The organism is Gulosibacter sediminis (assembly GCF_030011715.1).
Taxonomy (GTDB): Bacteria; Actinomycetota; Actinomycetes; order Actinomycetales; family Microbacteriaceae; genus Gulosibacter; species Gulosibacter sediminis.
Map to the genome: position 1 here is coordinate 1 of NZ_JASCYH010000010.1, position 13,992 is coordinate 13,992.

At 69.5% G+C, this 13,992-nt stretch carries 12 protein-coding genes; 1 reads left to right on the top strand and 11 read right to left on the bottom strand.

The annotated features are described in order from the left end of the window. Window positions 1–74: 74 nt before the first annotated feature. The 4 genes from QM019_RS05010 to QM019_RS05025 all read right to left on the bottom strand — a co-directional run bounded on the left by QM019_RS05010 (window position 75) and on the right by QM019_RS05025 (window position 3,672). Complete coding sequence (locus QM019_RS05010; RefSeq protein ID WP_249386890.1) at window positions 75–860, bottom strand: ABC transporter ATP-binding protein; 786 nt, start codon at window positions 858–860, stop codon at window positions 75–77. 35 nt (window positions 861–895) lie between these two features. Then, window positions 896–1,939 (bottom strand): ABC transporter substrate-binding protein, encoded by a 1,044-nt coding sequence (locus QM019_RS05015; RefSeq protein ID WP_282852113.1) that lies wholly within the window; start codon window positions 1,937–1,939, stop codon window positions 896–898. A gap of 59 nt (window positions 1,940–1,998) precedes the next feature. Then, the gene (locus tag QM019_RS05020; RefSeq protein ID WP_282852114.1) at window positions 1,999–2,853 is read right to left on the bottom strand and encodes an ABC transporter permease; all 855 of its coding nucleotides are present in this window, start codon (window positions 2,851–2,853) and stop codon (window positions 1,999–2,001) included. 141 nt (window positions 2,854–2,994) lie between these two features. Beyond that, window positions 2,995–3,672, bottom strand: a complete 678-nt coding sequence (locus QM019_RS05025) for a YoaK family protein (RefSeq protein ID WP_282852115.1) — start codon at window positions 3,670–3,672, stop codon at window positions 2,995–2,997. Window positions 3,673–3,795: 123 nt separating this feature from the next. Here QM019_RS05025 and QM019_RS05030 point away from each other — a divergent pair, with 123 nt between their 5' ends. Then, window positions 3,796–5,034 carry an Nramp family divalent metal transporter gene (locus QM019_RS05030; RefSeq protein ID WP_282852116.1) on the top strand — a complete coding sequence of 413 codons (1,239 nt, stop codon included), beginning with the start codon at window positions 3,796–3,798 and terminating at the stop codon, window positions 5,032–5,034. A gap of 6 nt (window positions 5,035–5,040) precedes the next feature. On the opposite strand, the gene QM019_RS05035 is transcribed toward QM019_RS05030, so the two are convergent. The 7 genes from QM019_RS05035 to QM019_RS05065 all read right to left on the bottom strand — a co-directional run bounded on the left by QM019_RS05035 (window position 5,041) and on the right by QM019_RS05065 (window position 13,989). Continuing rightward, the gene (locus tag QM019_RS05035; protein ID WP_282827294.1) at window positions 5,041–5,718 is read right to left on the bottom strand and encodes a metal-dependent transcriptional regulator; all 678 of its coding nucleotides are present in this window, start codon (window positions 5,716–5,718) and stop codon (window positions 5,041–5,043) included. A gap of 61 nt (window positions 5,719–5,779) precedes the next feature. Further along, window positions 5,780–6,895 carry a fatty acid desaturase family protein gene (locus tag QM019_RS05040; RefSeq protein WP_428831959.1) on the bottom strand — a complete coding sequence of 372 codons (1,116 nt, stop codon included), beginning with the start codon at window positions 6,893–6,895 and terminating at the stop codon, window positions 5,780–5,782. Window positions 6,896–7,043: 148 nt separating this feature from the next. Continuing rightward, window positions 7,044–7,523: a hypothetical protein gene (locus tag QM019_RS05045; RefSeq protein WP_282852117.1), complete on the bottom strand. Its 480-nt coding sequence runs from the start codon at window positions 7,521–7,523 to the stop codon at window positions 7,044–7,046. Window positions 7,524–7,564: 41 nt separating this feature from the next. Beyond that, window positions 7,565–9,874, bottom strand: a complete 2,310-nt coding sequence (gene purL / locus QM019_RS05050) for a phosphoribosylformylglycinamidine synthase subunit PurL (RefSeq protein ID WP_282852118.1) — start codon at window positions 9,872–9,874, stop codon at window positions 7,565–7,567. A gap of 78 nt (window positions 9,875–9,952) precedes the next feature. After that, window positions 9,953–11,056 (bottom strand): hypothetical protein, encoded by a 1,104-nt coding sequence (locus tag QM019_RS05055; protein ID WP_282852119.1) that lies wholly within the window; start codon window positions 11,054–11,056, stop codon window positions 9,953–9,955. Window positions 11,057–11,164: 108 nt separating this feature from the next. After that, window positions 11,165–12,865 (bottom strand): ABC transporter transmembrane domain-containing protein, encoded by a 1,701-nt coding sequence (locus QM019_RS05060; protein WP_282852120.1) that lies wholly within the window; start codon window positions 12,863–12,865, stop codon window positions 11,165–11,167. Further along, the gene (locus QM019_RS05065) at window positions 12,865–13,989 is read right to left on the bottom strand and encodes a P-loop NTPase family protein (protein WP_282852121.1); all 1,125 of its coding nucleotides are present in this window, start codon (window positions 13,987–13,989) and stop codon (window positions 12,865–12,867) included. Before QM019_RS05065 ends, QM019_RS05060 begins: the two co-directional genes overlap by 1 nt. Window positions 13,990–13,992 lie beyond the last annotated feature (3 nt).

Here is a 13,992-nt window from a genome sequence, read left to right on the forward strand (position 1 = left end):
CCCCCGCGCGGGGGGGCCCCCCACCACCCTGCGGGGGGGCGCCCCCCACGCCGTGCTTATCAGTGAACGACCGCCTAGTCGCCGCCCATCGGGCTGCCGAGCAGCTCGCGCACGCGGCCGGCGACCGCGTGAAAGCGCGGGTCTTCGAGCGTGGGCTCGTACTCGCGCTCGTGCGGCAGGTCGACCTCGAACTCCTCGATGATGCGCCCCGGGCGGGGCCCCATCACGACGACGCGGCTCGCGAGGTAGACAGCCTCGGGCACCGAGTGGGTCACCAGCAACACGGTCTTGCCGGTCTCAGCCCAGACGTGCTGGAGCTCGACGTTGAGGTGCTCACGAGTGAGCGCATCCAGGGCTCCGAATGGCTCATCCATGAGCAGCACGTCGGGGTCGTGGAGCAGCGCGCGGCAGAGCGAGACGCGCTGTTGCATGCCGCCCGATAGCTCGTGGGGGAGTGCCTTCGCGAAGTCGGTGAGGCTCGTGAGTTCGAGCAGTTCATCGCAGCGCTGGGTCGCGGCGCGCTTGTCGAGATTGCGCATCTCGGCCTGCAGCATGATGTTGCCGCGCACGTCGCGCCAGGGCAGCAGCGCCGGCCGCTGGAACACGAAGCCGACGTCCTGCCGGGGCTTCGTGACCGTGGAGCCGCGCAGCTCGATCGTGCCCTCGGTGGGCAGGGTCAGGCCGGCGACGGCGCGCAGCAGCGTCGACTTGCCGCAGCCCGAGGGGCCCACAATCGAGATGAACTCGCCACGGCTGACGTTGAGGTCCACGTGCTCGAGGGCCTGCACCTGGCGGCGCTTCGTCTCGAACCGGATGCCGACGTTGTCGACATCGAGCAGCACGTCCTTGCGAGATCCCATCCGAGTCCCCACATCCTCTCTATCTGCCATTAGGGTCATTCCGCACCGCCCGGCTGGAAGTCGGCGTTGAAGTAGGTGTCAACCGGCTTCGCCTCGTCGATGAGGCCCGCCTCGGCGAGCACCGAGATGGTGTTCTCCCAGTCGGTGGTCGAGTTGACGCCGGGGGTGACTTCGCCGTCGGTCGGCGACTGCAGCAGTTCAATGGTGCCAGCCCACTGCTCGGCGAGCACGTCGGCGTCGGGCATCTGCGGGTCCTTGCCGTCCATCGCGGCAACCGCGCCCTCGGGGTCGTCGATCGCGGCCTGGAACGACTCGGAGGTCGCGGCGACCATCGCCGAGACGAGCTCGGGGTTGTCGCTGATCATCGAGTCGCTGGCGATGAGGCCGTTGCTGTAGAAGTTGAGGCCGACGTCGGAGTAGCGCAGGTAGGTGACGTCCTTACCGCTCTCAGCGGCGATGGTCGGGCCCTGGTCGTGGGCGAAGCCGATGAGGCCGTCGACCTGGCCGTTGATCATGGCGGCCATCTTGCCGGCCGCATCCAGGTTCTGCTGGGTGACGTCGCTCTCCTGCAGGCCAGCAGCCTCGAGGTACATCGGGAACGTCGTGGTCGGTGCGTCACCGGCCGATACGGCGATGGTCGTGCCCTTGAGGTCTTCGGGCTTGGTGATGCCCGAGTCGGTGAAGATCTGCACGGCCGAGGGGGTGGTCTGCAGGAACACGCCGACGCTGTGCACCTTGACGCCCTTGTCGATGTTCGAGAGCACCGCGGGGGTGTCGGCCCAGCCGAAGTCGACCTGGCCCTGGCCCGCGGCCTGCGTCGTCTTCGTCGAGCCCTGGCCGGCCTCGATCGTGAGGTTGATGCCGTGCTCTTCGAAGATGCCCTGGTCGACACCGTAGTAGAACGCGGCGTGCTCGCCGTAGGGGTACCAGTTGAGCATGAGGGTGACGTCGGTCATTTCGCCGTCGGCTGCCGTGGCGCCGGCGTCGTTCCCCGCGCCGCCGGAGCAGGCGCTGAGCAGCAGGGCCGCGCCGGTGGCGGCCGCCGCGAGGGCCATTCGGGTGGACTTCTTCTTAAACATGGAGTGCCTCTCGGGTTGGTGAGGATCGAATTCGTCGTTGAATGTGATCGTGGGTGGGGTTACTGCTCGAGGTTGCGGTGGGACGAGTGCCAGGGCACGAGGAAGCGCTCGGCGACGATGATGACGGCGAAGAGCAGGATGCCGAGCAGTGACATGATGAACAGCGCGGCGAAGAGCATCGCGGTGTCGACGTTGCCGTTGGCCTGGAGGATCACGTAGCCGAGGCCCTCGTTCGCGCCGACGAACTCACCGACGACCGCACCGGTCACGGCAAGGGTCGCGGCGACCTTCATGCCCGAGAGCAGCTCGGGCAGCGCGGCGGGAAAGCGCACCTTGACGAAGGTCTTGAGGCGCGAGGCGCCCATCGTGCTCGTGAGCTCGAGGATCTCGGGGTCGATCGTGCGCAGGCCGCTAATGCCCGAGATGACGATCGGGAAGAAGGCCATCAACACGGCCACGAGGATCTTCGGCTCGGGGCCGAAGCCCATCCACACGATGAACAGCGGCGCGATCGCGATCTTCGGGATCACCTGGGCGAACAGGATGAGCGGGTAGAAGGTGCGCTCGAGGGTGCGCGAGTAGACCATCGCGACGGCCACGAGCACACCGAAGATGACCGAGAGCGCGAAGCCGATGAGGGTCTCGGTCGTGGTCACCCAGGTGTGCTGCCACATGTAGGCCGCGTTGTCGGTGAATGCCGCGAGGGTGTCGGCCGGCGAGGGCAGGATGTACGGGGCGACCAGGCCCGCCTCGGTCACGATCCACCACGCGATGAATGCGATGACGAGGAAGATGGTCGGGTAGACGTAGCCGCTCGTTTGCTGGAGCCAGCCCGACTTCGCCCTGCGCCGAGCCTTGGGCTTGGGCGCGTCTGGTGAGTCGATCACCGGAGTTGCAGTAGTTGCACTGGTCATGTGCACTCCTTACATCGTTGTAAGAGATTTGGGATGCGATGGGTAAACGCTTTCCCGTGACGTCAGCCTACAACGGCGTGAGTGGCATCGGCAACCATCTGGATGCGCGGGAAAAGTTTCCGGCCCGGCTCGCGTCGCGTCTTAGCTCGCGTCGGTGCCGCGCAGCCAGCGGGGAACAGGCCCCTGGAAGCGGCGCGCGGCGAGGGCTGTCGCGATCGCGAACAGCATGGCTGCGCCGACGCAGAGCGAGAGCGCGTGGTGGACGACTTGCAGGCCTGCGCCGGCGACGGCGCCAACGGCGAGCGAGCCCCACAGCAGCAGCGGCCGGCGCCACGCAACCTTCGAGCCGCCGGTGAACAGCGCGGCGAGGCCGAGCCCGACGCTCACGAGCGTTCCGGTCGCGTAGGTAATCGCGACGCGGGCGCGGCCGTCGGCGAGGTAGAGCGTGTTGAGCGAGCCCATCGCGGCGGCGACGAGCAGGTACCACCACGGCGACGACCAGCCGATGAGCTCGAGCCCCGCGACGATGGCGACGGCGAGCGCGGCGGTGCCCACCACATCCCGCCGGTGGTCTTCGATGCGGCTCGCGAACATCCCCGCGAGCGTGACGCCGACGAGGAAGCCGAGCACGAGGCCGAAGCCGAGTAGCGCCTGGGCGGCGCCGTCGTGGAAAAACTCGACGCCGGCCTGGGTCGAGTTGCCGCTCATGAACGAGACGAACATGCCGCCGGTGGCGACGAAGCCGACCGCGTCGATGTAGCCGGCCGCAAACGCGAGGGTGCAGGAGAGCACCAAGCCATCGCGCGTCACCGTTTTCACGCCACCAGTTTAGTGAGTCGTGCCAGCGACCCGCGTCACACGCGACAAATATTCGGTGCTACTGTTTTCAAAAGTTCGGCACGACGAAGTTTTGTCGCAAATGGCGAAAAGGTGGACGACACGATGGCGAGTACGACCGTCACGCAGCGAGCAACGAAGGCGAAGCCGGCATGGTTGCTCGGCCCCGCGCTCGTGGCCGGTGTCGCGTATCTCGACCCGGGCAATGTCGCCGTGAACATGTCGGCCGGCGCGCAGTTCGGTTACCTGCTCGTCTGGGTGCTCGTCGCGGCGAACGTCGCGGCCTGGCTCGTGCAGTACCTCTCGGCGAAGCTCGGCCTCGCGACGCACGCGAGCCTCGCCGAGCTGCTCGGCCGCCGCATCTCGAATCGTGCCGGGCGCATCCTTTACGGTCTGCAGGCGCAGTTCGTCGCGATCGCGACCGACCTCGCCGAGGTCATCGGCGGCGCCGTCGCGCTCTGGATCATGTTCGACATTCCCCTCGTCGTCGGCGCGATCATCACCGGCGTCGTCTCGACCGTGCTGCTGCTCATTCAGTCGCGCCGGGGTGCGAAGACCTTCGAGTTCGTCATCATCGGCCTCGTGCTCGTCATCGCGGTCGGCTTCTGCTGGAGCCTCTGGCTCGCGCCGCCCGCGGCCGGCGACGTGCTCGGCGGCATGGTGCCGCGGTTCGAGGGTGCCGACTCGGTGCTGCTCGCCGCGAGCATCCTCGGCGCGACCGTCATGCCCCACGCGATCTACGCGCACTCCTCGCTCGCCCGCGACCGCTTCGGCGTCGGTACGAAAAAGTCGCTGCGCACGCTCCTGCGTGCGACCCGCGTCGATGTCACCATCGCGCTCACGATCGCGGGCTCGGTGAACCTCGCGATGCTGCTTGTCGCGGCGACCGTGCTGCCCGGCGTCGAGGGCACCGACACGCTCGATGGCGCGCACGCCGCGCTCGAGCAGGCGCTCGGCACGACGGCGGCCTGGATGTTCGCGATCGGCCTGCTCGCCTCGGGCATCGCCTCGACCGCGGTCGGCGCCTACGCCGGCAGCGACATCATGGGCGGCCTGCTCAACCGCGGTATGCGGCTGCTGACGCGCCGGCTCATCACCATCATCCCCGCGATCATCGTGCTCGCGATCGGCGTCGACCCGACCCAGGCGCTCGTCTGGAGCCAGGTCATCCTCTCGTTCGGCATCCCGTTCGCGCTCGTGCCGCTCGTCTGGCTCACCGCGCGCAGATCGGTCATGGGCGAGGCGGTCAACGCGTGGTGGACGACGGCGCTCGCCTGGATCATCACCGCGGCGATCATCGTGCTCAACATCGGCCTGATCGTGCTGCAGTTTGGGATGCAGTAGGGCGCGTTACGCGCGCTCGCTCACCCAGACTTCTTGCGCGGCCGTCGAGCTGATCGACAGGCTCGCGCCGGTGGGCTGCACCGTGAGGCTGACCGTGTCGGTGAACGGGGCCGAGCCCTGCACCTCGAGCTCAGCGCCGTAGATGACGCCCTGCTCGGCGAGGTATTCGAGCAGTGCTGGGTCGCTGTCGGAGACGCGCTCGACGAGCAGCGACTGCCCCGGCTTTGCCTCGCTCAGCGGGGTCGCCTCGGGCCTGTCGACGGTGCCGTCGGGGCCCGGGATGGGGTCGCCGTGCGGGTCGCGCCGCGGGTTGCCGAGTGAGGCGTCGATGCGCTCGATCATGAAGTCCGAGACCTCGTTCTCGAGCCGCTCGGCCTCGTCGTGGACCTGATCCCAGCGGTAGCCGAGGGCCTCGACCAGGAAGGTTTCTATGAGTCGGTGGCGGCGGACTGTTTGCACCGCGTGCACGGTGCCCTCCTCGGTCAGCGTCACAGCACCGTAGGGCGCGTGGTCGAGCAGACCGCGCTCCGAGAGCTTCTTGATCGCATCCGACGCCGTCGACGTGCGCACGCCGACGCGGGCCGCGATCATCGTCGCCGTCACCGGTTCATGCGACCACTCGCCGAGGGCCCAGACGGCCTTGAGGTAGCTGAGGTTGCTCGGCGAGAGCGGCGCGTTCGACACGCATGAACCGTACCAAAGTTTCGAGTTCGGGCAGTCAAACTCGGCGGGTGTTGAACCCTGCCTAGACCCGCCGGAACTGCTGCGCGGCCGGGCAGTCGAAGGGGTCGCGCGCCGCGAGCCCCACCCGGTTGAGGTACTCGATCACGATTGCGTACGAGCGCCAGAGCGAGGTCTCGGTGTAGGGCACGCCGAGGGTCTTGCAGTGCTGGCGCACGATCTCGCGGGCCTTCGCGAGGTGCGGCCGCGGCATGCTCGGGAAGAGGTGGTGCTCGACCTGGTAGTTGAGCCCGCCCATGAGCCAGGTGGCCCACCAGCCGCCGCGGATGTTGCGCGAGGTGCGCACCTGCTTGCTGAAGAAGTCGAGCTTCGCGCCCTCGGCGATGACCGGCATGCCCTTGTGGTTCGGGGCAAACGACGCGCCCATGTAGACGCCGAACACGGCGTAGAGCACGCCGAGGAACGCGAACGCCATGCCGACGGGCAGGAACAGGAAGATCGGCGTGAGCAGCAGCACGAAGCGCGCGAAGATGATGCCGAGCTCGGTCCAGCGGCCGTTGACCGGGCCGCGCTGGAAGAGGTGCTTGAAGCTGTGGAGGTGCAGGTTGAACCCCTCGAGCGTGAGCAGCGGGAAGAAGAACCAGCCCTGGCGCTTCGTAATGGCCCGCCGGAGCCCACGGGCCTCGACCGCATCCTCTTCGAGGAAGGAAATGGTGTCGACCGCGATGTCGGGGTCTTTGCGCATGCGGTTCGGGTTCGCGTGGTGGCGCGTGTGCTTCGAATCCCACCACGCGTAGCTCATGCCGATGCTGCAGGCGAGGATGCGCCCGAGTCGCTTGTTCGACGGGCCCGACTCGAGGATCTGGCGGTGCGCCGCCTCGTGGGCGAGGAACGCGACCTGCGTGAAGATGATGCCGAGGGCCGCGGCGATGAGCAGCTGGAACCAGCTCGGGCCGAGCAGGATGAAGCCGGTCACCGCGCCGCCGAGCGCGAGCACGATCGCGAGGCCGACGAGGCCGTAGAACCAGGGCGTGCGGCGCAGCAGGCCGGTCTCGCGCACCACGGCCGAGACCTCGGTGTAGGCCTTCGCGATGGGAGGGAAGTCGGTGGTGTCGGCGCGCTTGGTCGTGCGCAACGGACCGAACCCGCTAACAACGGGCGTGGCGGTGGGAGAGATGATCGGTACCTGTTTTCGTCGCGGGCCGCAACTCGGCCCTTGGGAAGCCAAAGGCAGATTACCGATCGCTTCAACTCACCGTACCGAGCGAGGGCCGCGTGAAACTGGGCGCAACGTGCCCATCGCCTGTGGATGCGGTTGCCCGCACCTGCTACGGCCCCTCGGTGCGGTCGGCCGACATGGCGAGGCCCTCGTTGTCGACGGCGACCACGGCGTCGAGGCCGGTGACTCCCCCGGCGTGCTCGAGCACGGTTGTTGCGAACGCCTCGAGGTCGTTAGGGCGCACCTTTTCGCTGAGCACGACGGTGACGCGGCCCTCGCTGAACGAGTCCCACGAGTCGATGTATGCCATGAGTATCGTCGTGTTGTCGGTCGCCTCGATCTCGCTGAACTCGTCGACCTCGTACGCGTCGAGCACGGCCTGCTCGCTCTCGCTCGCGAGGGCGGTGCCGTCGTAGGCGGGAGCCGCGGGGGTTGCCGCGGAGTCGCTGTCGGGTGTGCCCGATTTCGCCTCAACGGTCGGCGCTGCGACGCGAATCACCACGACAATCGCAATGACCGCGCCCGCAACGACCACCCAGGTCCACAAGTTCTTCCACCACGGCACCGCCGCGCTCTGCCCATCACGCATGCTGCGCAGAATAAACGACGCGCGTTGCGCGCCGGAAAACGCTACGCCTCGACGCGCTCGCCGAAGCGCTTCGGCAGCGTCGCGCCGCGCAGTTCGCGGAGCGTCGCGACCGGCACGGTGAACTGGCCCTGCACCTCGAGCTGCGCATCCGCATCCACGCCGTCGGAGACGCCGATGCGGACCACGGGGAAGCCGCGCGCCTCGCACATGTACGTGAACTTCACGTCTTCTTCGCGCGGCACCGACACGAGCACGCGGCTGGTCGACTCCGAGAAGAGCGCGGTCGCGGCGTCGACGTGGTCGCGCGAGATGATCTCGTCGAGCACGACGCGCGCGCCGATGCCGAAGCGCGTCACGCACTCGGCGAGCGCGAGCGCGAGCCCGCCCTCAGAGAGGTCGTGCGACGAGCCGAGGATGCCCTGGCGCGAGGCGCCGTCGATGAGGTCGGCGAGTGCCTGCTCGCGATCGAAGTCGACGACCGGCGGGTGGCCGCCGAGGTGGCCGTGCACCGCATCCGCCCAGAGCGAGCCCGAGAGCTCGGTGTGGGTCTCGCCGAGCAGGTAGAGGTTGTGGCCCTCCTCCTGCCAGCCGTTCGGCACGCGGCGCGCGACGTCGTCGAACTTGCCGAGCACCGCAACGACGGGGGTGGGGTGGATGGGCACATCGCCCGTCTGGTTGTAGAACGACACGTTGCCGCCGGTGACCGGAATCGAGAGCTCGAGGCAGCCGTCGGCGAGGCCCTCAACGGCCTCCTTGAACTGCCACATCACCTCGGGGTTCTCGGGCGACCCGAAGTTGAGGCAGTCCGAGACCGCCATCGGCGCGGCGCCGGTCGCGGCGACGTTACGGAACGCCTCGGCGAGCGCGAGTCGCGCACCCGCACGGGGGTCGAGCTGGGCGTAGCGGCCGTTCGCATCCATCGCGAGGGCGACGCCCATGCCGGTCGACTCGTCGACGCGCACGACGCCGGCGTCCTCCGGGTAGGCGAAGGCGGTGTTGCCGAGCACGTAGCGGTCGTACTGGTCGGTGATCCACGCCGGGTCGGCCGCGTTCGGCGAGCCGAGCAGCGTCAGGAACTGTGCCTTGAGCTCTTCGCTCGATGTCGGGCGGGGGAGGCCCTCGGCGTTGTTCGCCTGGAGCGCTTCGATCCACGTCGGGTAGACAACCGGGCGGTCGTAGACCGGCGAGTCGACGGCGACGGTGCGCGGGTCGACGTCGACGATGCGGCCGCCGCGCCAGTCAATCGTGAGGCGACCGGAGTCGTTCACCTCGCCGAGCACGGAGGTCTCGACCTCCCACTTACTCGTGATGGCAAGGAACGCCTCGAGCTTCTCGGGCTTGACGATCGCCATCATGCGCTCCTGCGACTCGCTCATGAGGATTTCCTCGGCGGTGAGCGTCGGGTCGCGCAGCAGCACGCTGTCGAGGTCGATGTGCATGCCGCCGTCGCCGGCGGCCGCGAGCTCGGACGTGGCGCACGAGATGCCGGCCGCGCCGAGGTCTTGAATACCCTCAACCGAGTCGTTCGCGAACAGTTCGAGGCAGCACTCGATGAGCACCTTCTCGGCGAACGGGTCGCCTACCTGAACGGCGGGGCGCTTCGTCGGGCCGCCCTCGCTGAAGGTGTCGGACGCAAGAATCGAGGCGCCGCCGATGCCGTCGCCGCCGGTGCGTGCGCCGAAGAGCACGACCTTGTTGCCGGCGCCGCGCGCGTTTGCGAGGTGGAGGTCGTCGCGCTTGAGCACGCCCACGGCGAGCGCGTTGACGAGCGGGTTCACCTGGTAGGTCTTGTCGAACCAGGTCTCGCCGCCGATGTTCGGCAGACCGAGGCAGTTGCCGTAGAACGAGATGCCGCCGACGACGCCGTGCACGACGCGCGAGGTGTCGGGGTGGTCGATGGCACCGAAGCGCAGGCCGTCCATGACTGCCACCGGGCGCGCGCCCATCGAGATAATGTCGCGCACGATGCCGCCGACGCCGGTCGCGGCACCCTGGAACGGCTCGATGTAGCTCGGGTGGTTGTGCGACTCGACCTTGAAGGTGACGGCCCAGTCGTCGCCGAGGTCGAGCACGCCCGCGTTCTCGCCCATGCCGACGAGCAGGTGCTCGCGCATCTTGTCGTTCACCTTCTGGCCGAACTGGCGCAGGTACTTTTTCGACGACTTGTACGAGCAGTGCTCTGACCACATCACCGAGTACATGGCGAGCTCGCCCGACGTGGGGCGGCGGCCGAGCAGTTCGCGAATCTGCGCGTATTCGTCGGCCTTGAGCCCGAGTGCCTCGTACGGCTGTTCGCGCTCGGGGGATGCCTCGGCGTGCTCAACGGTGTCGGGAACGTGCTCGATGCTCAAGTGACGGCTCCTTGCAGACGGATGCTGGCGGCGATTTCGCCTTCCCTGAGTCTAGTCGGCGTGCGGGCCGCGGTGCGCCTACGTGTTGCCTGCCACATCCGCGAGGGTGATCGAGCCGTCGGTGCCGACGCGGTAGAGCAGGCGCACGGCGTCGCGCGTGCTCGGCAGGCCGTCGGCTTGCGACACCGAGCAACTGCTCGCGGACGTGCTTGAGCAGGTCACCTTCGAGTAGTCGATGCTGAGCGGGCTTACCTCGGCGTACTGCGCGGCCGCGTCGCCGTGCTCGGAAATCGCTGACTCCCAGTCGCCCGGGTTGTCGCGGTCGACCGGGGTGATCGACGAGGCGCCGGCTCCGGTCGTGATCGTGAAGATGCCGGTGCCGTCGACAGCCTGCGACCACACCATCGCCTGCCACTTGTCGTTCGCCGGCTCGCTGCACCAGCCCGAGCACATGTTCACGTCATCGGCGTACTTGCCCGAGACGAGGTCGACGCCGGTCGACGACAGCTCGATGCTCGCGGCCGAGGCGATCTCTTCGCGCGTCGGCGGGGTCTCGTTTTCGCGGTCGCCGACGAACACCGGCACCTGCTCGGCGTCGGTGGTCACCTCAAAGGCATCGGTCGGCGGGGTCACGGTGTAGAGGTACGCGCCCGGCAGCGAGTCGATCTTGTCGTCGAGCTCGATGCCGTCCTGCTGTGGCACCACCTCGTACTCGGCGAAGGGGCCGCTGCCGCCGCTGCTCGGCGTCTCGACCTCGACGATGGCGTTCGTGAGCTGCCAGGCCGGGTCGTCGGTGCCGCTCGAGACGTACCGCAGCTGCGCATCCCACGACGCCTCCTCGCCGGCGAGCGAATAGGTGACCTGCACGGTCGCCGAGGCGCCGTCGAAGTGGCCCGTGTTGCCCGTGATCTCGCCGATTTCGACGAGCTCGGGCGCCACGTCGGGCACCTGCACGTCGACGTCGTCGTAGTCGGGCACGAGCTCGTCGAGCCGGTCGGCGTTGTGCTCGTCGATCGCGGTGAAGAGGTCGGTGATGACCGACTCCACCTCGGGCGCCTCCGCGACTTGCTGCGCGGCGTCGGTCGAGTGATCGTTGGGCTCGATGCGCTCGCCGCCGCCCGAACAGGCGGTCAGCGCGAGGCCCGCGAGCGCGAACCCGCCGGCGGCGCGCAGCCACCGCATCCGTGTAATCGACGTTCGTCGCGCACCAAAACCCATCACGAGTTGAAGACTACGCAGGTGCGCGACGCCGATCGTCGGTCGGGGGTTGTAGCGGACTCGGCCCGGAGGCTACTCCTCGTCGTCCGCGTCGTCGGCCTCGCGGGGCTGACCGAACGCGGCGACGGCCGCCGCCGTGCGCTCGCGGCTGGCCGGGTCGGTGCCGTCGAGGCGCCAGTCGCGTACATCCACGCCGAGCGCTTCGGGCCGGTGTGAGGCGACGAGCGCGATGCCGGGATACTCGCGCAGCACCCCGCGCAGAGCCTCGAGCCCGCTCGCGTCGAGCGCCGAGTCGAGGTGCTCGAGCACGAGCAGCGGCGGCGTGCCGAGCAGCGCCCGCGCGAGTTTGAGCCGCGCGATGTCGCCGCTCGACCAGGGCGCGCCGTCGTTCTTGAGCTTGCGGTCGAGGCCGCGGGGGTCGGTGCGGATGCGCTGCTCGAGGCCGACGGCGCGCACGACCCGCCAGATCTCGGCGTCGCTCGCGTCGGGCAGCCGGTAGCCGATGAGCCGGCGTAGCGAGCCGCGCTCGAGTGGCAGCTGGTTCGACGCGAAGCCGACGAGGTGGCGGCGAAAGCGCGCGGGCGCGAGCCGCAGGTCGAAACCGGCGATGCGCACCGTGCCGCCCGACTCGGGGTCGCCCTCGAGCAGCTCGGCGAGCACGCGGCGCACGAGGGGCGGATGCTCGGAGCGCAGCAGCACGCGTTCGCCCGGCTCGGCGCGCAGCTCGGGCACCGCGACGCCGCCGGGGCGCACGCCCTCGATATGGAGCTTGCCGGTGCCGGCGGGCGCGCCCGCATCCCCGTGCGAGCGGCGCCACTCGCGCTCGCGGGCGCGCTCGGCGGCGGTGAGCTCGCGCGCCTGCGCGAGCATCGGGGCGAGGATGCGCCGGGCCGCGCGGTAGTTCTGGCGGTATTCGACGACGCGGCCGAGGTCGGACATCGGCGTCGCCATGACGCCGAGCAGCGTCATCGCCGAGGCGACCGCGGCCGCCTCGATCTGCCCGAGCAACGCGAGCAGCACGACCGCGGCGGTGCACAGCGACGCCGTCGTGACCGTGAGCGCGCGCACGAGGCCGGTGACCTGCGCGCGGTGCACCGCCGCATCCACCACCCGGGCCGAGGCGCGGTCGACGGCGCTGAGCTCGCGGCGCACGGCCCCCGCGATGCGCACCGATTCGCCGGCGCGAGCGGTGTCGGCGATGTGCCCCGACATCTTGCCGCGCTGGCGGCGCAGCGCGCGGGCTCGGTCGTGGGCGAGCTGAGCGAGCCGCGGCAGCACGAGCGCCATGAGGCCGATCGGCACCGCGATCGCGAGGGCGACGAGCGGCTGCGTCACGGCGAGCACGCCGATGACGACGACGATGAGGCTGAGCCCGGTGCACAGCGGCACGATGCCCTGCGCGATCCAGTTGCGCACCGCGTTGAGGTCGTTCGAGGCGCGGGTGACGATGACGCCGAGCGAGCGGTTGCCCACATTGCCGAGCGCGGCCGCGACGAGGTGGCGACGCTGCTCGAACACGTAGTCCTGTCCGAGCGACTCGGCGACGATCCGCTCGGCCCAGCGCGCGATGCCGATGAGCAGCACCGAGGTGACGAGTGCGACGAGCGCGAGCCAGGCCGAGGCATCCCCGGTGCCGCCGAGCACCGCATCCACGCTGAAGGCCATCACGAGCGCGAGGGCCGCCTGCGCGACGCCGAGCCCGACGAGGGTGAGCAGCATGCCACGGCGCCGGCCCCGCCACACGGCGGGCATCTTCGGCGTCGAGTCGGCCACTACTTCGCCCGCTCGAGCAGCGACACCGCCACCTCGGGTGCCGTGAGGTCGAAGGTGCCGAGCACGCGCACGCCGAGCGGGTCGAGCACGGCACGGGCCTCGGTGCTCGCGAGCGGCGACGAGGTCATGACGCCGGTCGCGGCGCTCACGCGCAGGCCCGCCGACTGCAGCTCGCGCACCCCGGCGAGGGCGCCGAGCGCGTCGACGGCCGAGAACACGACGTGGTCGACCGCGGCGTGGAAGCCCGGGTCGCGCAGCAGCTGCGAGGTCTCGCCCTGAAACACGCCGTCGGCGATCTCGACCACGACGACGTCGGGGTCGGCCGCCGCGAGCTGCTCGATGAGCCCGAAGGTGATCGCGCGAATCTGCGGCATTGGCAGCTTGAACGTCGTGCCGAAGCCGAAGTCGCTGAAGTCGAGCACGGTCTCGGCGCCCGCGTCGCGGTAGATCGTCGGGTCGTTGCCCGCGCCGGTGCCGGTCGCCTTGCCCGCCGTAACGCGCAGGCCCGACTTCGTGAGGCCGTTGATGAGCGTCGCCATCGAGGTCGACTTGCCCGAGTTCATCGAGGTGCCGAGCACCGCGATCACCTCGGGGCGCTTGCGGCCGCGGGCGCCGAGCGGGCGCTCGGGCGCGTCGGTGGCGGATGCCGTGAACGGCGCGTAGTCACGCAGGTTCACGACGCCGTGGTCGTCGGCGAGCAGGCCGAGCGGCTCGAGCTGCGTCGGCGCACCGATGCGGTCGTGCTGGGTCTCGACCGCGCCCGCGATGCCGCCGGCGGCGACGAGGTGGCAAGGGCCGAGGTCGGCGGGCACGTGGGCGAGGAACTGGTCGGCGGCGTAGCGGTTGCCGTAGGCGACCATGACGATGTGGTCGCCGAACAGGATCGCCTTGCGCGACTCGGGCGTCTCGATGCGCTTGTGATTGCCGATCTTCGTGACGCGGGCGACGACAACGTCGCCGGCCTGCGGGTGCACCTCGGCGCCCGAGACGAGGTGGAAGGCGTCGCGGTTCGCCTCGACGGCGGCGCCGACGAAGCGGGTGGTGTAGGCGGGCTGGATGCGCGCCGGCAGCGGCTGCCGAGCGCTCGCGGTGATGGGTGCCGGGGCGGTGACGGAGGTGGTCATGAT